Source organism: Mycolicibacterium diernhoferi (assembly GCF_019456655.1).
GTDB lineage: Bacteria > Actinomycetota > Actinomycetes > Mycobacteriales > Mycobacteriaceae > Mycobacterium > Mycobacterium diernhoferi.
Genome location: NZ_CP080332.1, coordinates 483,392 through 508,685 on the forward strand (window position 1 = coordinate 483,392; position 25,294 = coordinate 508,685).

Below are 25,294 nucleotides of genomic sequence, written 5' to 3' on the forward strand. Positions count from 1 at the left end.
GTGGTGGTCCCCGAGCAGGCAGGCCGCTTCACATCGACATCAGTCCTGAGCCATCAACTCCACCGCGGCCCGCACCAGGTCCGCATTCGACGCTGCCATCCGCCCATCGGGCAGCTCGAACGTGTCCTCCAATCCGATCCGGGAATCGAACCCCGCATCCACCGCGAGACGAAACAGCGGCCACGTGGCAGCGCCCTCGCCGTGGCAGAGGACGGGCAGCCCCAGCCCCGCGACCACCGAGGCGATCGCCTTCACCTCGGCCACGGCCTGCCCGATGTCCTGGCGGGTGCCCTCGATCAGGATCCGGGTGCACTCGCCCGCGCGCGGATACCGCCCGAACGCCTCGGCCGCGCCGACGAACCAGAGCCCGGCCTCGACACCGATCCCCATGTCCAGCAGCAGGTCCGCGAGTTCGTCGGCGCCCTCCTCGTGCCAGTTCACCGAGGCGTAGGCGGGGCGGCTCGTCCACCCGCCGACCTGCTCCAGGCGATCCGCGGGGTCCTGCACCGCCCACGCTCCGGTGGTGACCCCGATGGGCAGGTCGGGGTGCCTGCCGCGCAAGGCCTGTACGACCGGGTCGACATGCCCGGGTCGCAGGCTGTCGGTTCCATCGGGCGCCTTGGGGTGCACGTGCACCTCTTGCGCGCCTGCCGCCACGGCGGCCGTCACAGCGTCGACGATGTCGTCGACGGTGACCGGCACGTGCGGGTGGCCGCCGGGTCGGTGCGGTCCGTTGGGACAGACCTGAAGCATCATGGCTTCTTCTCCCTCAGTCGTAGATGACGTCGAGCCCCTTGCGTCGCAACTCCTCCAGCCCGGCCCGGAACTTCTCCAGGTACTCGGGGGAGTGCCCCGTCCAGTCGGTGATCTCTCCGACGACCCGCACCGGTCCCGCACTGCGGTAGGAGTGCGTGGGATTGCCCGGGAACTTCTTGTCCGTGACGTTCGGGTCGTCCTCCACCGGTCCCTGCGGTTCCACGATGTACACCCGCTCGCGCCCCGGCCCGACGGCCAGCTCGGCGGCGAGCACCGCACCGTCGAGCACCTTGGTCATGTAGACGTGGTTGGAAATGCGGCCCTGCTGGTAGTTCGACAGCCGGCCCGGCACCAGCAGATCGCCCACCGAAAGGTCGGCCTTCGTCCCGTGCAGGTACGCCCCCGACTCGTGGACGACGAAACGTTCCGGCGTATCGGCCATGTCTGCCATCAGCACCCCCGTGCGTTGTAGGTGGTCGGCGACGCTACACCGCCGCCCGGGGCTTGCGGCAAGCCCACTCCCTGGCCATATAGTGAGAGTGGGAGCCGGACATGGCCTCGACAGCACCCCCTGACGGGCCCGCCGAAACGGCCTGCACCGCTGGTGAATTGAGTCCCACATCACGCCGGCAGGAAATGAATTCGCCGACCCGCGACGCCGCGTCTACTCTGGAACGCCGCACTGATCAGGTGCCGCAAAGTCAGGGAGTGTGCATGAGTACCGGGCCGATTACCCGAGCAACAGAGGAGCCGTTGCAGGGCAGAACGCCCACGGCCCCGCCGTCCGCGGGTGTCATCATCGCGCTGCTGGTCTTCTCCGCCTTCGTCATGATCCTCAACGAGACGATCATGAGCGTCGCGCTGCCGGTGCTGATCTCCGACCTGGACATCACCGCCCGCACCGCACAATGGCTGACCAGTGGCTTCCTGCTGACCATGGCCGTGGTGATCCCGATGTCGGGGTCGCTGCTGCAGCGGTTCTCGGTGCGCGCCGTGTTCCTGACGTCGATGTCCGCATTCTGTGCCGGCACCCTGATCTCCGCACTGGCGCCCGGCTTCGCAGTGCTGCTCGGCGGGCGGATCGTGCAGGCCTGCGGCACCGCGGTCATGGTGCCGCTGCTGATGACGACGGTGATGAAGCTGATCCCTGCCGAACGGCGCGGCCAGACGATGGGCACCATCTCGATCGTCATCGCCGTGGCGCCGGCCGTCGGACCCACCCTGTCCGGATTCATCCTCGGCTCGCTGAACTGGCGGTGGATGTTCTGGATCGTGCTGCCCATCGCACTGCTCGGCCTGGCCGCCGGGTGGCTGCGGCTGCGGGTCGACGAGGAACGGGAACAGCCGGCAACCATCGACGCCATCTCGGTGCCGCTGTCGGCGATCGCGTTCGCGGGACTGGTGTTCGGGCTCTCGGAACTGGCCGGGCACGGGGGACAGGGCGTCCCGGCGTGGATTCCGTTGACGGCCGGGGCGGTCGCGCTGGTCGCCTTCGGCGCGCGGCAGCTGCAGCTCCAGCGGGTCGAGCGGGCCTTCCTGGACCTTCGGCCGTTCACCTACCGGCGGTTCTCGGTGTCGGTGGCGTTGGTGGTCATCGGCTTCATGGGGTTGTTCGGCGCCATCATCATGGTGCCGCTCTACGTGCAGGACGTGCTGGGCCACAGCGCGCTGGTCGCCGGGCTGACCAGTCTGCCGGGTGGCCTGCTGATGGGTCTGGCCGGTCCGCCGGTCGGGCGGGTGTATGACCGGCACGGCGCTCGGGTGCTCGTCGTACCCGGATCGATCCTGCTGTTTGTGGCGCTGTGCGGCTTCGCGCTGCTGTCGGCGAGCACGCCGGTCTGGGAGCTCGTCGTGGTGCAGACGGTCATGATGGTCGGCCTGGCAATGATGTTCACGCCCTTGATGACCGACGCGCTCGGTGCGCTACCGGACCGGCTGTACTCACACGGCAGCGCCATCATGACGACCCTGCAACAAGTGGGCGGCGCCGCCGGCACTGCCCTGTTCGTGACCGTCATGGCCAAGGCGTCGATGTCGGGCGGGGCCCCGGACATGGCCGGAGTGCACGCCGCGTTCGTGGTGGCGGCGGGGATCGGCGCGGTCGCGGTGATCACCAGCTTCTTCACCGCCTCGCAACCCAGCCCGGCCGGCGGCGCACCGGTGCACCAGACGCGACTCCCGTAGGCTGAAAATCACCGTGCCGACCGGACGAACGGTGCCGATCCGGCAGGAGAGGGCGCCGACGTTTCCGTCGCGGCGATAGCGGCAATACCACCGGCGGCGGGGCGTCGGCTGCACGAGGTCAGGGAGGAGTCAGATGTCGTCACACGCGGCTGAGTCGCCAGAGCCCGGCGCTTCGACCCCGAACCACGAAGACCAGGCCAACGAGCCTGCCGAGATCACCTTCGATGAGCATCTGCACCCCGCCCGCCCGAAATCCCTGCGCTTCCGGCCCCGGGTGCGCGCCCCGTTCGTGCGGCGGTCGCTGGCCCAGGACGGACCACCCACCGGCGCGAACCCTGCTTATGTCTCCTGGCTGCTGTCCCAGTCGATGCTCTCGGATGCCAACGAGATCAGCCAGCAGTTCTCCGGTCAGGGCTCGATGTGGCAGAACCCCTTCGCCCGGCCGCACCCCCGTTCAGCCGTGGACACGGCGTCGGTGTGGTTCACCGCCTACCCGCTGTCGCTGATCACTCGGCCCGAGGAGTCCTTCCTCAAGGCGATGGCCGACGAGACGTTGTGGAAAGCCTTCTCCGAGATCGGCATTCAGGCCGTGCACACCGGCCCGGTGAAACGCGCCGGCGGTATCTCGGGCTGGCAGCTGACGCCCAGCGTCGACGGGCACTTCGACCGGATCAGCACCCAGATCGACCCGGCCTTCGGGTCCGAGGACGAGTTCCGGCAGATGTGCGGCACCGCCAACTGGTACGGCGGCACCATCATCGACGACATCGTGCCCGGCCACACCGGTAAGGGCGCAGACTTCCGGCTGGCCGAGATGAAGTACGCGGATTACCCCGGCATCTACCACATGGTGGAGATCGATCCGCTCGACTGGCAGCATCTGCCGGTCGTTCCCGACGGCGCGGATTCGGTGAACATCGATGCCGCGACCGAGGATTGGCTGGCCAAGGCCGGCTACATCATCGGCCGGTTACAGCGCGTCATCTTCTACGCCGAGGGCATCAAGGAGACCAACTGGAGTGTCACCCGCCCCACCGTCGGCGTCGACGGTGTCGAACGGCGCTGGGTGTACCTGCACTACTTCAAGGACGGGCAGCCCTCGATCAACTGGCTCGACCCCAGTTTCGCCGGCATGCGACTGGTCATCGGTGATGCCCTGCACTCGTTGTCGGATCTGGGCACCGGTGGTCTGCGGTTGGACGCCAACGGTTTCCTCGGTGCCGAGAAGTCCACCGAGGACGACGTCGGCTGGTCCGAGGGGCACCCGCTGTCGCAGGCGGCCAACCAGTTCATCGGCAGCATGGTGCGCAAACTGGGCGGCTTCACCTTCCAGGAACTCAACCTCACCATCGACGACATCCGGGACAACAGCGTCGCCGGCCCGGACCTGTCATACGACTTCATCAACCGGCCCGCCTATCACCATGCGCTGGCCACCGAGGACACCGAATTCCTCCGGCTCACCCTGCGCACCACGCTGGAGACCGATGTCGACCCGGCCTCGCTGGTGCACGCCCTGCAGAACCACGACGAGTTGACCTACGAACTGGTGCACTGGTCGGCCGGGCACCGCGACGACATCTACACCTACAAGGGCCACGAGGTCACCGGCGAGGAACTCGGGCACAGTGTCCGCACCGACCTGATCGAGGCGCTGACCGGTCCGCGCGCACCATACAACCGGGTGTTCACCACCAACGGCATCGCCTGCACCACCGCGACGGTGATCGCCGCGACGCTGGGTATCACCGACCTGGACCAGATCGACGACGCGGTGTCGCTGGATCAGATCCGTCGCGCGCACCTGCTGATGGCCATGTTCAACGCGCTGCAACCGGGGGTGTTCGCGCTGTCGGGCTGGGATCTGTGCGGCATGCTCACTCTGCCGCCCGAGGACGTCCGCGAGCTGCTCCGCGGCGGGGACACCCGGTGGATCCACCGCGCCGCGCATGACCTGATGGGCGTCAATCCCAAAGCTACCCATTCGAGTGCCGGAATGCCCCGGGGCAGAAGCCTTTACGGTTCAATACCGGAGCAGCTGGCCGACGAGACCAGCTTCCTGCGCCAGCTGCAGGCCATCCTCGCGGTGCGCACCCACTTCGGCATCGCGACCAGCACCCAGGTGGACATTCCGGAGGTGTCGCATCGGGCCATGCTGGTCATGGTCCACCAGTTGGCCGATCCGCACCAGCTGCAGCTCACGGTGCTCAACTTTGCCAACACCGAGATCGCCGGCACCGTGCGCTCGGAGTTCCTGCCACCCGACGCGGTCGTCTCGGACATGTTCAGCGGCAAGGTGATTGCGCACGTGGACGATCTGCACAGCTTTCCGGCCGAGCTACCGGCCCACCACGGGATGTCCCTGCTGGTGCAACGGCCCGTCGCGGACGAGGATCAGGGCAGCGCGTAATCCATCGGTGGCCCGTTGAGCGCGGCCACGTCGCGGTGCGCGATGGTCATGGCGACATGCTTCCCGCCGCGCAACACGGCGACGATGGCGACCTCGTCGTTCACCGCGAAGGCCTCCGCGGTCGATCCGATCCGGCTGCCTTCGGCGGTGATCCCATGAGTTTGTGCATCCACGGCGTAGGTGTGCAGTGCGCCGTCGGGTGTCTGCGCGGTCAGCGAATCCGGTGACACCGCGATCAGGCGGCCCTGCTGCGGCAGCGGCTGCACCGCCACCGGGGCGGGGTCCGCCGGCGATGGCGCGGCGGGTGCGTCGGCCAGCTGGACGATGAGCGCGGAGACGACGGCGGCGAAGGCGATCGCGAAGGAGATCGTGAGGCTGATTACGGTGTTGATCGGGGTGGTGCGGTGCGCGGTGCTGCGTGCGTGCCTTCCGGATCGGTTACCCATGTCGATGGCCTCTCGTTCGTTGCCGGTCGATTACCCGGCGCCCCAGCCGGAGAAACCCACGCCGATGGACGCGTGGATCGACCCGTTCTGGGTAGACCTGGGCCATGGCAAAGATCGGATACTTCCTGTCTGCGGAGCAGTTCACTCCCAAGGAGCTCGTCGACCAGGTCAAACGCGCCGAGGGCGCGGGTTTCGACGCGCTGTGGATCTCGGATCACTTTCATCCATGGAACGACGCCCAGGGCCAGAGTTCGTTCGTCTGGGGGGTGATCGGGGCGCTGTCGGAGGCCACCTCGCTACCGGTGTCGACCGCAGTGACCTGCCCGACCATGCGGATCCACCCGGCGATCATCGCCCAGGCCGCGGCGACGGCCGCGGTGCAACTGGACGGCCGGTTCGTCCTCGGCGTGGGCAGCGGGGAGGCGCTCAACGAGCACATCCTCGGCGACCCGTGGCCCTCGGTCGGGGTCCGGCTGGAAATGCTCGAAGAAGCCATCGATGTCATTCGGCTGCTGATGCGCGGTGACGAGGTCAGCCACCACGGCGAGCACTACGAGGTGCAGGAGGCGCGCATCTACACCCGGCCCGAACAGCCGCTGCCGATCTACGTGTCCGGTTTCGGGCCGCAGGCAGCTGAACTGGCGGGCCGCATCGGTGACGGCTACGTGCTGGTCACGCCGGAGACCGAGCTGGTGCAGGCATTTCGGTCCGGCGGCGGTGCCGACAAGCCGGTGCAGGCCGGGACCAAGGTGTGCTGGGATGCCGACGCCGACACCGCGGTCGACACCGCGCACCGCATCTGGGGGAACCAGGGGCTGCCCGGCCAAACCGCCCAGATCCTGCCGCGGCCCAAGGATTTCGAGGCACTACAGGCCCTTGTTCCCAAGCAGGACATCGCCGACTCCGTGGCCTGTGGATCCGATCCGGACCGGCATGCGGCCCAGGTCCGCCAGTACCTCGACGCCGGTGTCGACGAGGTCTACGTCAGTCAGATCGGCCCGGACATGGACGGCTTCTTCGCCGGCTGGCAGCGTGATGTGTTGCCGCAATTGCGGTAGCGCACAACGACTGCGTCCTAGGCTGGCAGCATGAGCGAACTCAGCGAAGAGGTCATCGCATTCCTGTCCGAGGGCACCCGCACCGGAAAGCTGGCCGTGGTCGCCTCCGACGGGCGGCCGCTGGTCACCCCGGTGTGGTTCATCGTGGACGGCCAGGACCTGGTGTTCAACACCGACGGACGGTCCGCGAAAGGCCGTGCGCTGAAACGGGATCCACGCGTGGCGATCTGCGTGGACGACCAGCGGCCGCCCTACTCGTTCGTCCAGGTGCAGGGCACCGTGACGACGAGCGAGGACCCCGGCGAGCTGCTGCGCACGGCGACCCTGATCGGGGGACGGTACATGGGCGCCGAACGTGCCGAGGAGTTCGGCCGGCGCAACGGGGTGCCCGGCGAACTGGTCGTGCGGATACGGCCCACGAAGGTCATCGCCGCCTTCGATCTGGCGGACTGACCTGCGGCTACGCCTGACGCACGGTGTTCCCGCCGCTGCGCTTGGCCGAGTACATCGCGGTATCGGCGGCGGCGAACAGGTGCGCCACCATGGCATCCCCGTCCAGTTGACCCGATGTCGCGAGATCGACGTGCGAAACCCCGATGCTGGCGGTCACCCCGTAGGGCATGTCCGCGATCGCATCGCACAGGGTCTGCGCCAGTTGCAGCGCGGGATCCGGTGTGCTCAGCGCGATGAGGAACTCCTCCCCGCCGGCGCGGCAGAGCGCCGCCGGGGCCGGGCAGTGCGCTCGGAGCAGATCGGCGACGGCCCGTATGACGCGATCGCCCTCGGCGTGACCGTAGGTGTCGTTGACGCGCTTGAAATCGTCGATATCCGCCAGGATCACCGTCAACTGGGCCGCGGACCGGTTCGGCTCGGTCAGCATTCGTTGCAGGGCGTGCGAGAAGCTGCGGCGGTTCAGCAATCCGGTCAGCCCGTCCCGCTCCGCGCGGGTCGCGTACATGTCCATGGCCTGCGACATGCCGCGTATCGCGACCGGGATGGACAGGTTCAGGAACCAGATGATCCAGAACCCGGCGATGGCGGTGGCCACATCGGTGTCGTCGGCCAATCGAGCGGTGGCGAAGCCTGCGGTGGTCACCGCGAGTCCGATGTTGAACAGCAGGACGCGGGGGTTGTGGAAGAAGGCGAAGTATCCCCCGGTGACCAGCAGTGCGGCAGATGCCAGGGCGGCCACCCCGGCCGAGGGTTGCACGACGCCCCAGCCGACGACGAACGCGGAGCCGGCCAACCCCATGGCCTGCGACTGTCTGCGGGTGGGCCAGCGGGTCAGCCAGAACGCCGTGATCGAGAGGGCGAACGCCGCCGCTGTCGCGCTCACCACCGTCGCCTGGACGGACATGTTGCGCTGGGTGGCCAGGTAGGACAGCGGGACCAGTGCCGAGGAGGAGGCCACCAGCGCCATGATCTGCTGCGCCGGTCGCAGCAAGCCTCGCTGCCGCAGGAAGGTGGTCATAGATTCGAATTGGTCGGGCGCATTCAGCCAGGTAGCGGCCGTGCTCGGTTCTTTGATCGGAGCCCCCCGGCAAACTATTGGAACGATACAGCAATCTGGTGTGGCCCTCACCTTACAAGCGTATTGCCGGGTCCGACAGCACGATTTGGCCCCGGATTCCGGCGCCGGTCGCCCCGTCGAACCGTCATGACATCGGCACCTTGCGCCAGGTTGGCGAGCTGTCGGCTCCGCTACGCGTTCTGAGCCACCGCGGCGATATGCGTCGCGACGGCCCGGGCCACGGCCAGCGTCGCCGGATCGTCATCGGCCTCGTACCGGTCCGCGGCCGCGTCATACCGGGCGCCGGCGATCGACCCGTGGTCGGCGGCCAGTTCCACGACCTCGACCGGCCACCCTTCCTCCAGCAGGGCCGCGGCGAACTCGGTGGACGCCGACGCCGGCACCACGTCGTCGGCGTCACCGATCAGCAGGGTGAACGGGATGCGGGGCGCCGAGTACGACATGCCGTCGAGGACCGGTCCGCCCGAGAGGGGGTCGTTCGCCATGAACGCCCCGCCCAGGCAGACGGTATGTGCCACAGGCACATCCAGGTCCTGGGCGCGCAAGGCCAGCCCGGCGGCGGCCACCCCGCCGAGTGACCAGCCCACGACCACCAGATCGGCGCCCGCCGTCTTCTGCAGCGCGAACCGCACCGAGTCCAGCAGGTCGGTGCGGCCGCCGTCGGCGGCATGCGAATCCCAGTCCGCGGCGATGACGCCGATCCCGTGCTCGGCGATCGCCTCGGCGAGCACCCGCACCGCGGCGCGGGAGTCCGTCTGGGTGCCGTGCCAGAGCAGCACGCTCGGCCGCGACGGTTCACCGAACAGATCGGCGTGGCGTCCCGGCGCGTACTCGACGGTGTGCATCGCAGTTCAGGGGGCGGCGTGCGGCGTAGGGCTCTGGACGGACTCCCACTTGGACTCCAGAGACCGCTGTACCGGCTGCCCGGTCGTCATCTGGAGCTGGAAGGTCTCGCCGTCGTCACCTTCGAAGGTGACCAGGAAACCGTCGCCGACAGCGTCCTTGTGGACCACCTTGTAGCCGATATCACCGGCGCCACGATCGAGGGCGACGATATCGCCGGGCGTCACTGCGTCGATGGGACTGGTTGTAGACATCTGCAGTCGGTAGCCAGATCTGTCCGCCGGTAAACCTGGCTGCCGGTCACCGGCACGATGACGGCACCCCGAACGCGAGTACCGCGACGTCGTCTTCCACCCCGCTACCCAATCGGCCGAGCAGGTCCCGGATGGCCGCCACGATCTCCGATGCCGACGCCCTCGCGTGGCGGCGGGCGAACTGCAGCAGTGCGCCGGCGTCGTCGTAGCGGTCGGGGCCCGCGCCTACTTTGGCTTCGGTCAATCCGTCGGTGTAGAGGACGAAGGTGTCGCCGGGGCCGAGGTGGATGGTGCTGCTGAAGAAATGCGGTCGTTCGATCATGCCGACCGCCTGGCCGCCCATGGTGTCGGCGAAATATCCGTCGCCGTCCGCGGTGAGCAGGATCGGGGGCAGGTGGCCGGCGCTGGCGAAATTGACGTCGAACCCGGTGCCGCGGCGGGTCAGGTTCCCGTAGATGACGGTGCACATCCGATGGGGTGCGATGTTCAACTGTTGGTGCAGCACCGTATTCAGGTTGTCCAGCACCTGCACCGGGTCGTCGTCGGATACCGCGGCCGAGCGCAGGACGTAGCGGGTCAGACTTGTCACCACCGCGGCGTCCACACCCTTGCCGGCGACGTCCCCGAGGAAGAATCCCCAGGTGGTCGCCGAGAGCGGAAACAGATCGTAGAAGTCGCCGCCGACATCGTCGGCCGAGGCGGTGTGGTAGTGGTCGGCAGCCTCCAAACCCGGCGGTGGGGACAATAAGGGGGGACGCAACGACACGCGCAGCGTGTCGGCGAACGACCGGGCCCGCTCGCGTTCCTGTTCGGCACGGCGGCGTTCCCCGAGAAGTTCGCGCTCGTAGGCTCGGCGGTCGGCGGCGTCCACCACGGTGATTCGCCAGAGCTCTCCGGACGCCGCTGATACCGCTTTGACGTTGGCGGTCAGGAATACCGGAAGCAGTGAACCGTCGGCGGCACGCATGTCGACGGTGACCCCGCCGAGCGATCCCGTCATCCGCAGCAGCGGGGCGAAGTGGGTTTCGAAATGAATACGTCCGCCGGTTGTCAGCAACTCGGCGAGCAGCTTGCCGTGCAACACATCCGGTGCATACCCCAGCCATCGGATCATGGTCGAGTTGGCCCGCAGAATCCGGCCTTCTCCGGTGAGAAGGAGATGACCGGAGGGCGAGTTCTGCCAGAAATCCTGGTAATCCGGTTCGGTCATGTCGACAGTGCGAACGCCGCTATCGCTGCGGCGGTGACATCCGGATCGCTCACGTGCGGGCAGTGACCGATCGCGTCCAGAGTGATCAGCCGGCTGTCGGGGATGTGGTTGTGCACGTAGGCGCCGACCGTCCGCGGTGCGATGGCGTCGACGGCGCACTCGAGGACCAGGGTGGGCACCGGCACCTTGGCGAGGTCGTGCCGATTGTCGGACAGGAACGTCGCCCGGGCGAACACCTTGGCGCAGGCGGGGTCCGTGCGGCAGAAGGTCGCCTCCAATTCGGCGTGCAGGTCGGGGCGGTCCGGATTGCCCATGATGACCGGCGCCATGGCATGCGACCAACCGAGATAGTTCGAATCGATCGATTCCAGCAGCTCCTCGATATCGGTCGCGGAGAAGCCGCCGCGGTACCCATCGTCGTCGATGTAGCGCGGGGACGGCGTCACCATGACGAGCTTGGCGAACCTGTCCGGCTCGGAGATGGCCGCCAGTGCGCCGATCATGGCCGCCACCGAGTGCCCGACGTAGATCACGTCACGAAGGTCGAGTTCACGCACGATGTCCAGGACGTCGGCGGTGTAGCCGGACAGGGTCGAGTACTTGTCGGCGTCCCACGCGGCGGGGTCCGCGGCGCCCGATCCGACGTGATCCATCAAGACGATGCGGAACCGGGACGCCAAGCGCTCGACGATGGGGCGCCACAGGTTCTGGTCGCAACCGAAGCCGTGGACCAGCAGCAACACCGGAGCCCCCGGTGCGCCCGACACGTTGACGTTGTTCTTGGTCCTGACCCCCACGCTTGCAGCATAGAACCGACGGTCGGGCTCCGCGGTCAGTCAGCCGCTTGTTGAAACACCGCGACCGAACGGGCGGCGACCTGGCGCGCCGTAGCGGCCGCGACGACATCACCGCCGGCATCCGGCTCCGCGGCGGTGTCGATGACGGTTCGCCACCGGGCTCCGAATTCCTCGGGTGGCAGCGTGAATTCGATGGGTTCGTGGTGGGCGTTGAAGCACACCACGAACGAGTCGTCGGTGACCCGCTGTCCTCGCGGATCCCGGTCCGGGATGCCGTGGCCGTTCAGGTAGACCGCCACGGACTTGCCGAAACCGGTGTCCCAGTCCTCGTCGTTCATCTCCGAACCGTCGGGGCGGAACCAGGAGATGTCGGGCACACCGGCGGACCCGCGCTGGCGCACCGGGCGGCCGTTGAAGAAGCGTCGCCGCCGGAACACCGGATGCTCGGCGCGCAGCGCGGACAGCCGGGAGGTGAAGTCCAGCAGCTCCTTGTCGGCGTTCGCCCAATTCACCCAGGTGATCTCGTTGTCCTGGCAGTATCCGTTGTTGTTGCCGCCCTGGGTGCGCCCCAGTTCGTCGCCGTGACAGATCATCGGCACACCTTGGGACAACAGCAGGGTGGTCAGGAAGTTGCGCTCCTGCTGGGCCCGCAGCGCGAGGATGCTCGGGTCATCTGTCGGGCCCTCGACGCCGCAGTTCCACGACCGGTTGTGGCTTTCGCCGTCGTTGTTGTCCTCACCGTTGGCCTCATTGTGTTTGTCGTTGTAGGACACCAGGTCCCGCAGGGTGAAGCCGTCATGTGCGATGACGAAGTTGATGGACGCGACCGGCCGGCGGGCGGTGTGCTCGTAGAGATCCGCCGATCCGGTCAGCCGGGACGCGAACTCACCGAGGCTGGCCGCCTCCCCCCGCCAGAAGTCCCGCACGGTGTCGCGGTACTTGCCGTTCCATTCCGTCCACTGCGGCGGGAAGTTGCCGACCTGGTAGCCGCCGGGGCCGACATCCCACGGCTCGGCGATCAACTTGACCTGACTGACCGTCGGATCCTGTTGGACCAGTTCGAAGAACGTCGAGAGCCGGTCCACATCGTAGAACTCGCGGGCCAGGGTGGAGGCCAGGTCAAAACGGAACCCGTCGACGTGCATCTCGGTCACCCAATACCGCAACGAGTCCATGATCAGCTGCAGCGAATGCGGATGCCGCACGTTGAAGCTGTTGCCGGTCCCGGTGTAATCCATGTAATAGCGTTGGTCATCGTCGACCAGCCGGTAATAGGCGCTGTTGTCGATCCCGCGCATCGACAACGTCGGGCCGAGATGGTTGCCCTCGGCGGTGTGGTTGTAGACCACATCGAGGATCACCTCGATGCCGGCCTCGTGCAGGGTGCGCACCATCGTCTTGAATTCCTGCACCTGACCGCCGGGTGTGGTGCTGCTGGAGTATTTGGAATCAGGGGCGAAGAAACCGATGGTGTTGTAGCCCCAGTAGTTCGACAGTCCCTTGTCGATCAGGGTGGAATCGTTCGCGAAGTGGTGCACGGGCATCAGCTCGATGGCCGTCACACCCAGAGATTTGAGGTGGTCGATGATCGCCGGGTGCGCGATCGCGCCGTAGGTGCCGCGCATCGCGTCCGGGATGTCAGGGTGGGTTTCGGTCAGGCCTTTGACGTGCGCCTCGTAGATCAAGGTGTCGGCGTACTCCCGCTGCGGGGGACGGTCCATACCCCAGTCGAAGAACGGGCTGACGACCACCGACTTCGGCATGCTGGCCGCGGAGTCGTCGTCATTGCGGCTGTCGGGATCGCCGAAGTCGTAGCCGAACAGCGACTGGTTCCACTGGAAGGTGCCGTCGATGGCCTTGGCGTACGGGTCCAGCAGCAGTTTGTTCGGGTTGCACCGGTGCCCCGCGGCGGGGTCATACGGTCCGTGCACCCGGTAGCCGTAGCGCTGACCGGGTTCGATGGAGGGCAGGAATCCGTGCCAGATGAATCCGTCGACCTCTGGAAGCGGGTATCGCGTCTCGTTGCCGTCGTCGTCGAACAGGCACAGTTCGACGCGTTCGGCGACCTCGCTGAACAAGGCGAAGTTGGTGCCCGACCCGTCGTAGGTCGCGCCGAGTGGGTAGGCCTTTCCGGGCCACACCTCCTGCTCGAGGGCGGACACCACAGTGGTCGGCGCGTTCGCAGAGTCGGGCATGGCGCCGGGATACCCCGCGCGGACGGTCCTTAGTCTGCGAGTTCGGTCACGTCCACGGGGCGCGCTCTCAGGTGATCGACCAGAATTCCAGCAGCGTGCGGATCGTGGCGACCAGCGGCAACGGCTGATCCAGCATCGGGTGATGCCCGGCCTCGGCGAGTTCGACGAACGGGCCGCGCAGTTGCAGGATCGAGCGGATCTGCTCGGCCATCTCCGGGGGCAGCACACCGTGCTCGCAGCGTAGGAAGCCGACCCGGCACGGAATCCTCTCGAAGGTGTTCTCCAGCAGTTCCAGCTCGGCGGGGGACTGTTCGAGAAGTTCGCCGCCGAAGATCTCGGGATCGAACTTCCACACCCAACCCTTGTCGGAGTGCCGGATCGATTCCCGGGCGATGTGCTGGTCGACGAACGGTAGGGTGACGTCCTGCTTGGGGACCGCGCGGAAACGGGACAAGATCTCGTCCTCGCTCCGATAGCCGGGACTGTCGTGCCGTCGGCTGCGCAACCGCCCCTCCTCCGGGGCACGGTCACGCAGCGGCGAGTCGATGACCAGGATGCTGTCGATCTGCTCGCCGTACCGCATGGCGGCGGCCGAGGTCACCCAGCCGCCCATGCTGTGCCCGACGATGGTCGGCCGCGCCGGTGACCCGCCGGCCTCGGAGGCGGCGAGCACCTCACGCGCCCAGGTATCGAGGGTGTAACAGGCCCGGCTGCCACTGTCGCCGTGCCCGCTGAGATCGGGTGCGACCACCCGGTGGGTGGCGCTGAAGAACGGGGCGATGTGGTCCCACCACCCGGAATGGGCGCCGCCGCCGTGCACCAGCACCAGCGGCGGATTGGCCGGATCGCCCCACAACCGGATATGGACCGGGCAGTCGTCGACCTCGACCGTGGCGTGCTCGGGTCGCTGACTCAGGGCGGCGGTGAACCAGGCGGGCACCTCGACCGATGGCGGTGTATCCGGGGTGTGCGGACGTCGGAACATAGGAGCCACCCAGTTAGTTTCGCAGCTTCGGTGCAGCGGGGCGGCAACCGGATGGTGTGCAGCGGGTCCGAGGGCGTCAGTCACCCACGCTGAAGTACTGCGTCTCCTGGAACTCGTGCAGGCCCACCCGGGCGCCTTCGCGGCCCAGCCCGCTCTGTTTGGTCCCGCCGAACGGGGCCGACGGATCCGACACGATGCCCCGGTTGATGCCGACCATCCCGGCGTCGGTGCGTTCGGCGATGCGCAGGGCGTCCTGCAGCCGGCCAGCGTAAACGTATGCGGCCAAGCCGTATTCGGTGTCGTTGATCCACTCGATGAGCTGATCCTCGTTCTCCCAGACGACCACCGGTGCGACGGGACCGAAGATCTCGGTGCGCAGGATCTCGGCGTCGGCCGGCACCCCGGTCAGCAGCGTGGGCTCGACGAAGTACCCGGTCGAGGGCGCGTGGGCCTGCGCCGCGACGGTGGCGCCGGCGGCCACGGTGCTCTCGAGCAGAGCGCGCAGGGTCTCGGCCGCGCGGGCACTGATCACCGGGCCGACCTGGGAGCGCTGGTCGGCGGCGGGGCCGACGCGCAGCTCGGCGATGGCGGCACCGAAGCGGGCGATGAACCGGTCGGCGACATCGGAGTGCACATAGAATCGGTTGGCCGCGGTGCAGGCCTGACCGCCGTTGCGGAACTTCGCCACCATGGCGCCCTCGACCGCGGCGTCGATGTCGGCGTCGGCGGTGACCACGAAGGGCGCGTTGCCGCCGAGTTCCATGCTGGCGTTGAGGATTCGCGCGGACGCCTGTTCCAGCAGGGTGCGCCCGACGCCGGTGGATCCGGTGAAGGACACCTTCTTCACCCGGTCATCGGCGAGCCAGGCCGAGGCCACCTCGGCGGGCTTGGCGGTGGTGACGAGGTTGACCACCCCGTCCGGCACACCGGCCTGCGCGAGGATCTCGAAGATGGCCAGCGCGGTCAGCGGGGTGAGCCCGGCCGGCTTGAGCACCACGGTGCAGCCCGCGGCGAGTGCCGGGGCGATCTTGCGGGTGGCCATGGCGGCCGGGAAGTTCCACGGCGTGATGAGCGCGGCCACCCCCACCGGCCGGTGCGTCACGATGGTGCGAGCCAGGCCCGACGGGCTGAGCCCGTACTCGCCCTCGGTGCGTACCGCCTCCTCGCCGAACCAGCGGAAGAATTCGGCGGCGTAGATCACCTCGCCGCGGGCGTCGACCGCAGACTTGCCGTTCTCGGCGCAGATCAGCGCGGTGAGCCGATCGGCGTCGGCGACCATCAGTTCGTATGCGCGCCGGAGGATGTCGGCGCGGAACCGCGGTGTCGCACCCGCCCATGCCGCGAACGCCCCCGCGGCCGCATCGACGGCGGCAACGGCTTCGGCGGTGCCGCCGTCGGCCACCTCGGCCAGCGGTTGCCCGGTGGCGGGATCGTCGACGGTGAAGGTGGATGGTGCGGCCTTGGCCTGACCACCGATGATGATGCTCTCGGCGGCGCGCAGGCCGGTGATGATGTCGTTGACGCGCATGGTGCTCCTGGGGATCAAAGTGGCGGGTTCAGTTGTCCCGGAACGCTTGTTCGAGAATGTCCAGGCCCTCGTGCAGCAGATGGTCCGGCATGGACAGCGGCGGCAGGAAACGCAACACGTTCCCGTAGGTTCCGCAGGTCAACACGATCAGACCCTGGGCGTGGGCGTAGCCGGCGATGCGCTGGGCCAGCGCGGAATCCGGTGTGGTGGAACCGGGTTCGACCAGTTCTACGGCGATCATGGCGCCGCGGCCACGCACCTCGCCGATCCGCGTGTCGGTGGTGCTGAGAGTGCGCAGCCGGTCCAGCATGATCTCGCCCATGTGGCGGGCCCGCTCGATGAGGTTCTCCGACTCGATGGTGTCCAGGACCGCCAACGCTGCCGCGCAGGCGAGCGGGTTCCCACCGTAGGTACCGCCGAGTCCGCCGGCGCGCGGGGCGTCCATGATGGCGGCCCGGCCCGTGACCGCCGACAGCGGGAGGCCCCCGGCGATGCCCTTGGCCGTGAGGATCAGGTCGGGCACCACGCCTTCGTGTTCACAGGCGAACATGTGCCCGGTGCGGGCGAAGCCCGACTGGATCTCGTCGGCGATGAACACCACACCGTTGGCGCGACACCAGTCGGCGAGTGCGGGAAGGAAACCCGGTGCCGGGACGATGAATCCGCCCTCGCCCTGGATCGGCTCGATCAGGACCGCGGCGAGGTTCTCCGCGCCGACCTGCTTCTCGATCACGCTGATGGCGTGCCGCGCGGCGGTGGGCCCGTCGAGGTCGCCGTCGCGGAACGGGTAGGACATCGGGGCGCGGTAGACCTCGGAGGCGAACGGGCCGAACCCGGACTTGTAGGGCGCGGACTTGGCGGTGAGCGCCATGGTCAGGTTGGTCCGCCCGTGGTAGGCGTGGTCGAAGGCCACCACGGCCTGGCGGCCGGTGTGCGCCCGGGCGATCTTGACGGCGTTCTCCACGGCTTCGGCGCCGGAGTTGAACAGGGCGCTGCGCTTCTCGTGATCACCGGGGGTGATGCGGTTCAGCGCGGACGCCACCTGCACATAGCTCTCGTAGGGGGTCACCATGAAGCAGGTGTGGGTGAACGCCCGCACCTGTTCGGTCACCGCGTCCACGACCGCCGGAGCGCTGTTGCCGACCGTGGTCACGGCGATACCCGAACCGAAGTCGATCAGCGAGTTGCCGTCGACATCGACGACGACGCCTCCGCCGGAGGCCACCACATAGACCGGCAACGTGGTGCCGACACCGCTGGCGACCGCAGCGAGCTTCTCCGCGTGCAGCGCAGCGGATTTCGGGCCCGGAATGGCGGTGGCCAGAATCCTGCGCTGGGCGATCTGCGGTGCTGCGTGGTCGATCGTGGTCACAACTACTCCTGTCCAGGCGGTTCGATGGGGAAACCGTAGGTCCGGTCGGCGTGGGCCGGGGCGGACAGACTGCCCACCATGTGAATGCTGGGATGTGCAAATATGTCACCATGGTCGACGTCGCGACACTGCTCGGCGCGGGTGAACTCGCGCTACGGCCGGTGGTGCTGGCCCGGCCCGATCAGGTCATCCGCTGGGTGGCCACCAGTGAGCTGCCCGATCCGACACCGTTCTTCCAGGGCGGTGAGCTGTTGCTCACCACCGGGTTGCAGACCGCGTCCTGGACCAGCGAATGGCAGGACTATGTGCAGGCGCTGGTCCGGTCCGGCACCGTCGGGGTCGGCTTCGGTACCGGGGTCAACCACACCCAGGTGCCTCGTCGGCTCGTCTCCGCCTGCCGTGCAGCGGGTTTGAACCTGATCGAGGTACCGCGGCCCACGCCGTTCGTGGCGATCAGCCACCGGGTGTCCCGGCTGTTGATGGAGGAGGAACAGGCCTCGGCGGGGGAGGCTCTGGAGTTCCAGCGCCGGCTCACCGCCGCCGCCGCCAAGCCCGACGGCATACGCGCGATGTTGGCAGCCCTGGCGCACGCCCTGCGCGGAGCCGCCGCACTGTTCTCCGGAGACGGACAGCTCCTCGCCGGCCCGACGGGAACCCGCCGCAGCGAGCTGAATCTCGATCGTGTCGCCGGTGAGATCTCCGTCCTGAGGCGACAGCGGACCCCGTCCTCGGCGGTGCTCGCCGATCCGGAGGGGCTCACGGTGGTGCAGTCGGTGGGCACCGCGAGCGGCCGCGGGCCGTTCCTCGCGGTCCTCGGCCCGCCCCGGTTGACGCTGAGCCAGCGCAGCGCGGTGACCACCGGTGTCGCGCTGCTGGGCCTGATCGCCGAACAGGAACACCGGGCCGAGCAGACCCGGCGCACCGTGCGCGGTCGAGCGGTCGAGCTGCTGGTGGCCGGCGACCTCGTCACCGCGCAGATCGTGCTGAGCATCGACGGGACCGCGCCGGTGATCCCGGACCGGCTACGGATGGTGCACGCCTCGGGGGCCCCGGAGACGCTACTGGACGCCATCGCGGCCGCAGAGAGCCGATCGGGGATCTGCGCGGTACGCGGAGACATCCTGTGGGTGGCGGTCGGCGACACCCGGGCCGGCGGGTTGGCCGGCGCGCTGGCCGATCTCGGGATGCTGGTGGGCGTGGGGAGCAGGACGGCTGCCGGGCACGCCGCCGAGAGCCACCGCACCGCGGAGATCGCACTGGCCCAAGCCAATTCCACATCCGCACTGGTGGGCTGGGACGATCTGGTGCAGCGCGGTCCGTTGGGTCTCATCGATCCCGAGGGGGCGGCGCAGTTCGCAACGGCCCTGCTCGGCGACCTGACCGAGGAGCAGCTCTCCACGCTGCGCAGTTTCCTGACCCATCACGGGTCGCAGCTGAAGGTGAGTGAGGCGCTGGGGATCCACCGCAATACGGTGCGTAAGCGGTTGGCGGCCATCGAGTCGAAACTGGCTGGCTCCCTGGATGATCCGCAACTACGAGTGAACGCGTGGATCGCGCTGCAGACGCTGCCCGCGACCTGAGACGGTCACGTCGTCGCCAAGTCGGTCGCGCCGGCCCCGGCGGTGGGCGCGGGCGTGACCGCTTCCAGTCGGACCGCCACCCCGTTGAGCACCGACATCCCGGCCAGCGCCTCCAGATCTTCGGGCCGGCTGGAGGTCAGCTCGTTGACATTGACGCCGGGATTGGCATTGGCCAGCCGCCAGCCACCTCCGCGGTGTCCCCATCCCTGCGGTATGGCGATGGTGCCGGCGCCGACCTCGTCGGTGACCGTCACCTCCAACTCGATCGCGCCGGTCGCCGAGACCACCCGGGCCACCGATCCGTCGGTGACGCCGGCGGCCTCGGCATCGGCCGGATTGATGCGGGCCCGTTGCCGGCGGTTGCCCTTCATCAGGGTGGGGCTGTTGTGCATCCAACTGTTCTGTGATCGGAGCTCTCGAATGCCGATGGCGGACAACGGGAACTGTGCACTCGTGCTGGGCGCGGATCCGAGTCTGCCGGTCTCGGTGCGGATCTCGGCGGGGTCCAGACACACCTTGCCGCCCTTGTGTGCGACCACGTCGGCGAGTACACCGTGCGGTGCGTGATCGGCCAGGACGATGCCGTGTGGATGCTCGCGCAGCTTACCCGGGTTCAGCCCGCCCCGGCGCAGCCCGAAGCGGTCCCCGTAGGGGCCGATCCGCAGCAGCATGTTCATCATTCTCTGCGGGGTCATCTTCAGGCCGAGACGTTCGAGCCGGTGCAGCACCGGATTGAGCCGCTCCAGGGGCCCGGTCGCGAGCAGCGATAATCCCATCCGGGCGGCCAACTCCTCGAACACTTCCCACTCCGGCCGGGCCTGACCGTAGGGCGCGACCACCGGTTCGGCGGCCTGCAGGAACACCGTCGGACAGCACCCGGCGAACGCCATCGGCATGTCATCGCGCTCCAAGAACGTGGTGCCCGGCAGGATGTAGTCGGCGTATCGGTTGGTCTCGTTGACGTAGAGGTCCAGCGAGACCAGCAGATCCAGTCGGGGCAGCGCGGCCTCCAGGGCGGCGCTGTTGGGCACCGACAAGACCGGGTTGCCGGCGAACACGAACAGCGCCCGTAACTGACCGGTTCCGGTGGTGGTGATCTCGTCGGCGATCAGGGCGGCCGGGAACGTGCCGAAAACGTCGGGGAATCCACCGATCCGGGAGGTCTTGGTGTTGTAACTGAATGCGCCGGAGCGCTCGCCGAAGTCCTCGACCGGGATCACCTGATGCGACATCAACGCGCCCCCGGGCCGGTCCAGATTGCCGGTCACCACGTTCAGTGCGTCGATGAGGAAGCTGACCAGGGTGCCGTGGTGGCCCAGGCAGGCGCCGGTGCGCCCGTAGGCCACCGCGGTCCGGGCCGTTGCGAAATCGCGGGCCAGGGTGCGGACGGTCGGTGCGTCGATACCGGTGCGGGCTGCGGTCTTCTCCGGCGGGAACGCCGCACACAATTCGCGCAGCGTGGCGATGCCGGTGGCCTGCGCGGCGATGGCCGCCCGGTCCTCCAACCCGTCGGCGAAGACGACGTGCAGCAGCGAAAGCATCAGCCAGGCATCCGAATCCGGGCGCACCGGGAGGTGTTCATAGGCGGCGGCGGTCTCGGTGCGGCGCGGGTCGACCACCACCACGCGGCCGCCGCGTTTCACGATGCCGGCCAGATCGTCGCGCACCCGGGGCACCCGCAGGGCACTGCCGTGGGAGACCAGCGGATTGGCCCCGAGCATGAACAGGAAGTCGGTGCGCGGCAGATCGGGGAACGGGATCTGGGTGGCCGCACCGTAGAGCAGCCTGCTGGCCACATACCGGCTGTTGATGTCCTGCGATCCGGCCGAATACAGGTGCCCGGCGCCGATCCGCTTCATGAACAGCCCCGACCACAGGCTGGCGGCGTATCCGAACGCCGCCGGGTTCCCGAGATACTCGCCGACCGCACCGCCGCCGTGGCTGTCGAGCACGTTCTGCAGCCGATTCGCGATATCGGAGAGTGCGACATCCCAGCTCACCTCGGCGAAGCTGCCGTCGGGTTGCCTGCGCAACGGGGCGAGCACCCGGTCCGGGTCATTCTGCACATCGGTGAACGCGATGCCCTTCGGGCAGGCCCGGCCCTGCGACAGCGGGTGGTCCTTGTCGGGGCGCAGCGACTGCAACCGGCCGTCCTCCACGGTGGCGATCAGCCCGCACAGGGGTTCGCAGATCCGGCAGTAGGTGACTCTCTGCTCGGCGGTCACGGGCGGCCCCTTCGTCACGACAATGTGGTGGGGCTCACAGTATGGCCGACGGTAGATGCGGGGCAACCATTCGGTGTGGGTAGGTGATCACGAGATCGCCATCCAGACTCCCAGGGCGATCATGACCACCGCGATCGTGCCGTCGAGCACCCGCCAGGTGGCCGGACTGGCGAACAGGCCGGCCAGCCGGCGGGCGCCCAGGCCCAGGCCGGTGAACCACAGTGCGCTCGCCGCGACCGCGCCGGCGCCGAAAAGCCAACGCTGCTCCTGATGTTCGTTGGCCAACGAGCCCAGCAGGACGACGGTGTCGAGATAGACATGCGGGTTCAGCCAGGTCATCGCCGCCGCGGTGAGCAACACCTCGATCAGTCGGGTCGGTGTCTCCTCCGCAGGGTTCAGCGCCCCCGGGTTCAGTGCGCGTCGCGCAGCCAGCAGTCCGTAGCCGAGCAGGAACGCTGCGCCCCCGATCTTGGCGACTGTCAGTGCATTCGGGTGCGCGGTGATCAGCGCCCCCACTCCGGCGATGCCCGCGGCGATCAGGATCAGGTCGGACACCGTGCACAGCGCGATCACCGGTACCACATGCTCACCGCGGATGCCCTGGCGCAGCACGAACGCATTCTGGGCGCCGATGGCCGCGATCAGCGCCAAGGTGGTGAGGAATCCGAGGAACACCGGTGATGCCATGGCGCTCACGCTAGGGACCGGAGCTGGTCAAGTACAGCTAATTATTCTTAACTATCATTAGCAGAATTTATCTAGAGGTGTCGTGCGCGGCCCCGCGTTCCGGCACCTCGGGCAGGTAGACGATGCGGTACCGGTTGCCGCCCTGGCTGCGGGCCGCGGTCATCGCGTCGTCGGCGATGTCGAGCAGGGTGGCGGTCAGGTCGGTGGGCGACATCGACGCCAGCGGCGACAGTGGCGTGACCACGACCCCCATGCTGGCGGTGAGTTCGCGGGCCACCGACCGCACCCCGGAGCTGATCCGATCGCACAGCGGGTCGGGGTCCGGGGTATTGAACACATCGGCCAACAGGAACCGGGAGTCGGGCAGGTGGGCGATCACATTGTCGCGGCGCGCGTTGTCGCGCAGCATCTGCCCGACCAGCACCCGGAGTTGGCGGGCCCGGCCGGCGCCGGCCAGGTCGACGACGGCGCCGAAACTGTCCAGATCGATGAGCGCGACGACCAGGAAGCGGTCATCGGTGCGCCCGCGGGCCGCGATCGTGACACCCAGTCCGTCCTCGAAGCCGTCCTTGCTGAGCAAGCCGGTGACGGGTTCGATCGCCCCGGTGAACATGTCCGCGTCGATCAGGCCGATCAGCGCCCGCGCCACGAAGGTGGTGAACACGATGCTCAGTGCGATGGTGATGCCGAGGCCGGCGGCCACCGCGGGGTCGGTTGCGGCGAGCCGGAATCCGGTGATGGCGATGACGGCGGCCGCGGAGGCCAGGACGAACGCGATGTGCCGCCCGGTGTGGAACACCGTGGCGTAGGTGGCGACGGCGGTGTACACCGCGGCGCCGATCATGCCGAGCAGGGGCTCGGGCACCAGCAGGCAGGTGGCTGCCGCGAGTATCGACCCGAGGACCACGCCCCACGTCGACTGGAGTGGGGTCGGCCAGACTCCACGCAGCCAGAGCAACCCCATCAGGCCGCTCACGATGGTGATACCGACTCCGGCCACCCGCAGCGCCCACTGATCGGAGTCGGTGGCGCCGAAAATGAGCAGTGCGGGCGCGAATCCGCCGATGATCATCCAGGCGGCGATGAAGCGTGAGGTCGCGACGCGGGCGCCGCGGGAGTCGAGCCTCGAAGTCATCCAGTGGTAGTGGTCGGGATGACGGGGGTCTTGCCAGCTCGGCGCCGTCATGATGACCGGCGTGGACTCGGCATGGCAGCGCCCACCCCCTTTCCTCCGCCCGGCCCAGCCTAGTCAAGCGGCAGGATGTTCGCGCCCGAAACGTCGCAGGCCGGCAGCGGTGCAAGCCCTGTGCTCTGCCTCCGCAGCCGCCTGGAGTCCGGTGGGTGAAGTACAAGATCGAACCGGACGTCCTGGCCGGATCGACTCCTTCGATCTGGACTCTGAAGACACCGAACCGCTGGCACCGTTGATGCCGGGGGAGGGGACCTGCCTGGAGCGGGGCCGTGCGCGATTGTGGACACCCTTCTGGTGTCGCTGGAGTTCGAATCCGTGCGTAGGTCGAGTGTCGAGGTCGGCAGGCTGGTCCGCTCCCGCCTGCGCAGCGGGCGCGTGTGACAGCCTGCCGACCGATCCCTACTTGAGCATGCTGCCGGCGTCCACGGTCACCGGAAGGCCGGTGACATAGCGTGCTTCGTCGGAGGCCAGGAACAGCACGGCGTTGCTGATGTCGACGGGCTCCACCCACCCGATGGGCAGCACGTGCATCAACTGGGCGACGATGGCCATATCGTCCGGGCCCGGGTTCTCCAGGTCGGGCCGGAACAGCTTCATCGTCCCGTCGTTCATGAACATCGGGGTGTTCACATTGGTCGGGCAGACGGCATTGACCCGGATCGAGTGCTGGCCCAGTTCCACGGCGAAGGTTCGCATGAGGCCGATGACGCCGTGCTTGGCGGCGATGTAGTGGCCGGTGTTCGGGTAGGGCTTGAGCCCGCCGACCGAGCTGGTGAGCACGATCGAACCGCCATTACCGCCGGAGATCAGATGGGGGACAGCGGCTTTGACCGATTTCCACACCCCGGAGAGGTTGATGCCGATCATGTTGTCCCAGTCTTCTTCACTGGTTTTGTCCAGGGTCTCGCCGCCGTTGCCGATTCCGGCATTGGCAACGATGATGTCGAGTCGGCCCAACTGCTCGACACCGCCGTCGACGGCCGCCTTCAGGGCGTCGAAGTCGCGGACATCGACCTCGGCGGTCACGATCCGCCGGTTCAGGCCCTTGACCAGGTCCGCGGTCTGCGCCAGGTCATCGGGCGTGGCCGGCGGGATGAGGTCGTTGTCGGTGATCGGCCTACAGATGTCCACCGCGATGATGTCGGCGCCCTCTTCGGCCAGCCGCACCGCGTGACTGCGCCCCTGGCCGCGAGCAGCACCGGTGATGAAGGCGACCTTGCCCTCGACTCTTCCAGTCATGTGTCCACCTCGATGTCGGGCCGCCCGATTCTTCGGCGCGGCGCGGGAATGGGTTTTGAATGTTTGATCGATCGATCAGGAACACTGGCAGTGATCGGTGTGGCTGTCAACCATCGCGGTGAAATGAGGGCCCCGGTGGGGCGGGCGGGGGTGGGGCCGCGGCAGGTCTAGCCGGTGAACGTGTCGAGCAGCCGGTCGACCAGTGCGCGCAGCTCGTCGTGGCCGAGCGTGACGCCGACCGCGTCCTCGTTGCACAGGCTGCGCGCCGTCTGCGCGATGAGCATCGACACCGCGACCGGAGGGTACTTGTGCACGTCGATGCCGCGGGCTCGCAGCGCCACCGCGACCGCGGCGGTCTCGATGTCGCGGACCCGTTCCGCGTAGGCCCGCAGCTCGGTGCGGATCGCCTTGCGATGGTTGGCCAGTGCCATGAACTCGGTATTCAGTGCGGTGCGGCCGGAATCGCTGTTGATCGCCCAGAGTGTCCGCAGCGGGTCGTCATCGGTCAGCGCGGTGCGCATCCGCTCCAGCGACACGTCGGCGCCGGCGCGCAGCACCTCCACGAACAAATCGTCCATGGTCGGGAAGTAGTAGTAGACCAACGCCTGTTTCACCCCGGCCTCGGCCGCCACCCGCCGTGACGTCGCCGCCGCATAACCCTCGTCGCGCATGAGTTTGGCGGTCGCTTCGATGAGTCGGTGGCGGGCCCCGGTGTCGGGCTGCTTGGGCTTACGCGGCGCTGCCATTCAACGGTCCCGGACGGGCGGTTTGCTTGACCGCCGGTGGAAGCCCGTGATAAGCA

At 68.1% G+C, this 25,294-nt stretch carries 22 protein-coding genes; 5 read left to right on the forward strand and 17 right to left on the reverse strand.

The genetic code is table 11. The features are described from left to right. Positions 1 to 39: 39 nt before the first annotated feature. Complete coding sequence (locus tag K0O62_RS02220; protein ID WP_079244346.1) at positions 40 to 756, reverse strand: 3-keto-5-aminohexanoate cleavage protein; 717 nt, start codon at positions 754 to 756, stop codon at positions 40 to 42. 13 nt (positions 757 to 769) lie between these two features. Beyond that, entirely contained in the window at positions 770 to 1,207 is a 438-nt protein-coding gene (gene arr / locus K0O62_RS02225) for an NAD(+)--rifampin ADP-ribosyltransferase (protein WP_165636958.1), read from the reverse strand. A gap of 263 nt (positions 1,208 to 1,470) precedes the next feature. On the opposite strand from arr, the gene K0O62_RS02230 reads away from it, so the two are divergent. After that, positions 1,471 to 2,940 carry a DHA2 family efflux MFS transporter permease subunit gene (locus K0O62_RS02230; RefSeq protein WP_079244345.1) on the forward strand — a complete coding sequence of 490 codons (1,470 nt, stop codon included), beginning with the start codon at positions 1,471 to 1,473 and terminating at the stop codon, positions 2,938 to 2,940. Positions 2,941 to 3,073: 133 nt separating this feature from the next. Continuing rightward, positions 3,074 to 5,350, forward strand: a complete 2,277-nt coding sequence (gene treS / locus K0O62_RS02235) for a maltose alpha-D-glucosyltransferase (RefSeq protein WP_073855487.1) — start codon at positions 3,074 to 3,076, stop codon at positions 5,348 to 5,350. Here the strand turns inward: treS and K0O62_RS02240 are convergent. Continuing rightward, on the reverse strand, positions 5,335 to 5,796 hold the full coding sequence (locus tag K0O62_RS02240; protein WP_073855488.1) for a hypothetical protein: 462 nt from the start codon (positions 5,794 to 5,796) through the stop codon (positions 5,335 to 5,337). The two genes, treS and K0O62_RS02240, sit on opposite strands and share 16 nt — an antisense overlap. A 104-nt stretch (positions 5,797 to 5,900) precedes the next feature. On the opposite strand from K0O62_RS02240, the gene K0O62_RS02245 reads away from it, so the two are divergent. Beyond that, positions 5,901 to 6,854 carry a TIGR03557 family F420-dependent LLM class oxidoreductase gene (locus K0O62_RS02245; RefSeq protein WP_073855489.1) on the forward strand — a complete coding sequence of 318 codons (954 nt, stop codon included), beginning with the start codon at positions 5,901 to 5,903 and terminating at the stop codon, positions 6,852 to 6,854. Positions 6,855 to 6,884: 30 nt separating this feature from the next. Further along, positions 6,885 to 7,307: a PPOX class F420-dependent oxidoreductase gene (locus tag K0O62_RS02250; protein ID WP_073855490.1), complete on the forward strand. Its 423-nt coding sequence runs from the start codon at positions 6,885 to 6,887 to the stop codon at positions 7,305 to 7,307. 7 nt (positions 7,308 to 7,314) lie between these two features. Here the strand turns inward: K0O62_RS02250 and K0O62_RS02255 are convergent, their stop codons facing one another. The 9 genes from K0O62_RS02255 to gabT all read right to left on the reverse strand — a co-directional run bounded on the left by K0O62_RS02255 (position 7,315) and on the right by gabT (position 17,569). Beyond that, on the reverse strand, positions 7,315 to 8,325 hold the full coding sequence (locus K0O62_RS02255) for a GGDEF domain-containing protein (protein WP_079244510.1): 1,011 nt from the start codon (positions 8,323 to 8,325) through the stop codon (positions 7,315 to 7,317). Between the two features lie 230 nt (positions 8,326 to 8,555). Beyond that, positions 8,556 to 9,230, reverse strand: a complete 675-nt coding sequence (locus K0O62_RS02260; protein ID WP_073855491.1) for an alpha/beta hydrolase family protein — start codon at positions 9,228 to 9,230, stop codon at positions 8,556 to 8,558. A gap of 6 nt (positions 9,231 to 9,236) precedes the next feature. Beyond that, positions 9,237 to 9,482 carry a hypothetical protein gene (locus tag K0O62_RS02265; RefSeq protein WP_073855492.1) on the reverse strand — a complete coding sequence of 82 codons (246 nt, stop codon included), beginning with the start codon at positions 9,480 to 9,482 and terminating at the stop codon, positions 9,237 to 9,239. 46 nt (positions 9,483 to 9,528) lie between these two features. Beyond that, on the reverse strand, positions 9,529 to 10,692 hold the full coding sequence (locus K0O62_RS02270) for a SpoIIE family protein phosphatase (protein ID WP_073855493.1): 1,164 nt from the start codon (positions 10,690 to 10,692) through the stop codon (positions 9,529 to 9,531). Next, positions 10,689 to 11,489 (reverse strand): alpha/beta fold hydrolase, encoded by an 801-nt coding sequence (locus tag K0O62_RS02275; protein ID WP_073855494.1) that lies wholly within the window; start codon positions 11,487 to 11,489, stop codon positions 10,689 to 10,691. The genes K0O62_RS02270 and K0O62_RS02275 overlap by 4 nt, the downstream gene beginning before the upstream one ends. A 35-nt stretch (positions 11,490 to 11,524) precedes the next feature. Then, complete coding sequence (gene glgX, locus K0O62_RS02280; protein ID WP_073855495.1) at positions 11,525 to 13,684, reverse strand: glycogen debranching protein GlgX; 2,160 nt, start codon at positions 13,682 to 13,684, stop codon at positions 11,525 to 11,527. A gap of 67 nt (positions 13,685 to 13,751) precedes the next feature. Continuing rightward, entirely contained in the window at positions 13,752 to 14,669 is a 918-nt protein-coding gene (locus tag K0O62_RS02285; protein ID WP_073855496.1) for an alpha/beta fold hydrolase, read from the reverse strand. Between the two features lie 76 nt (positions 14,670 to 14,745). Beyond that, a complete protein-coding gene (locus K0O62_RS02290; protein WP_073855497.1) occupies positions 14,746 to 16,197 on the reverse strand; it encodes an NAD-dependent succinate-semialdehyde dehydrogenase in 1,452 nt (483 codons plus the stop codon). A 28-nt stretch (positions 16,198 to 16,225) separates the two neighbouring features. Then, complete coding sequence (gene gabT, locus K0O62_RS02295; RefSeq protein WP_073855498.1) at positions 16,226 to 17,569, reverse strand: 4-aminobutyrate--2-oxoglutarate transaminase; 1,344 nt, start codon at positions 17,567 to 17,569, stop codon at positions 16,226 to 16,228. A gap of 110 nt (positions 17,570 to 17,679) precedes the next feature. Between gabT and K0O62_RS02300 the strand changes: the two genes are divergently transcribed. Continuing rightward, on the forward strand, positions 17,680 to 19,149 hold the full coding sequence (locus tag K0O62_RS02300; RefSeq protein WP_073855755.1) for a PucR family transcriptional regulator: 1,470 nt from the start codon (positions 17,680 to 17,682) through the stop codon (positions 19,147 to 19,149). A 5-nt stretch (positions 19,150 to 19,154) separates the two neighbouring features. Here K0O62_RS02300 and K0O62_RS02305 read toward each other — a convergent pair whose 3' ends face one another. The 5 genes from K0O62_RS02305 to K0O62_RS02325 form a co-directional block, all read right to left on the reverse strand. Continuing rightward, entirely contained in the window at positions 19,155 to 21,374 is a 2,220-nt protein-coding gene (locus tag K0O62_RS02305) for a molybdopterin-dependent oxidoreductase (RefSeq protein ID WP_073855499.1), read from the reverse strand. A gap of 87 nt (positions 21,375 to 21,461) precedes the next feature. Continuing rightward, on the reverse strand, positions 21,462 to 22,061 hold the full coding sequence (gene lysE, locus K0O62_RS02310) for an L-lysine exporter (protein WP_073855500.1): 600 nt from the start codon (positions 22,059 to 22,061) through the stop codon (positions 21,462 to 21,464). Between the two features lie 67 nt (positions 22,062 to 22,128). After that, positions 22,129 to 23,196, reverse strand: coding sequence for a diguanylate cyclase domain-containing protein (locus K0O62_RS02315; protein WP_073855501.1), 1,068 nt, complete (start codon positions 23,194 to 23,196; stop codon positions 22,129 to 22,131). A 456-nt stretch (positions 23,197 to 23,652) separates the two neighbouring features. After that, entirely contained in the window at positions 23,653 to 24,492 is an 840-nt protein-coding gene (locus K0O62_RS02320; RefSeq protein ID WP_073855502.1) for a mycofactocin-coupled SDR family oxidoreductase, read from the reverse strand. 167 nt (positions 24,493 to 24,659) lie between these two features. Further along, on the reverse strand, positions 24,660 to 25,238 hold the full coding sequence (locus K0O62_RS02325; protein WP_073855503.1) for a TetR/AcrR family transcriptional regulator: 579 nt from the start codon (positions 25,236 to 25,238) through the stop codon (positions 24,660 to 24,662). Between the last annotated feature and the right edge of the window lie 56 nt (positions 25,239 to 25,294).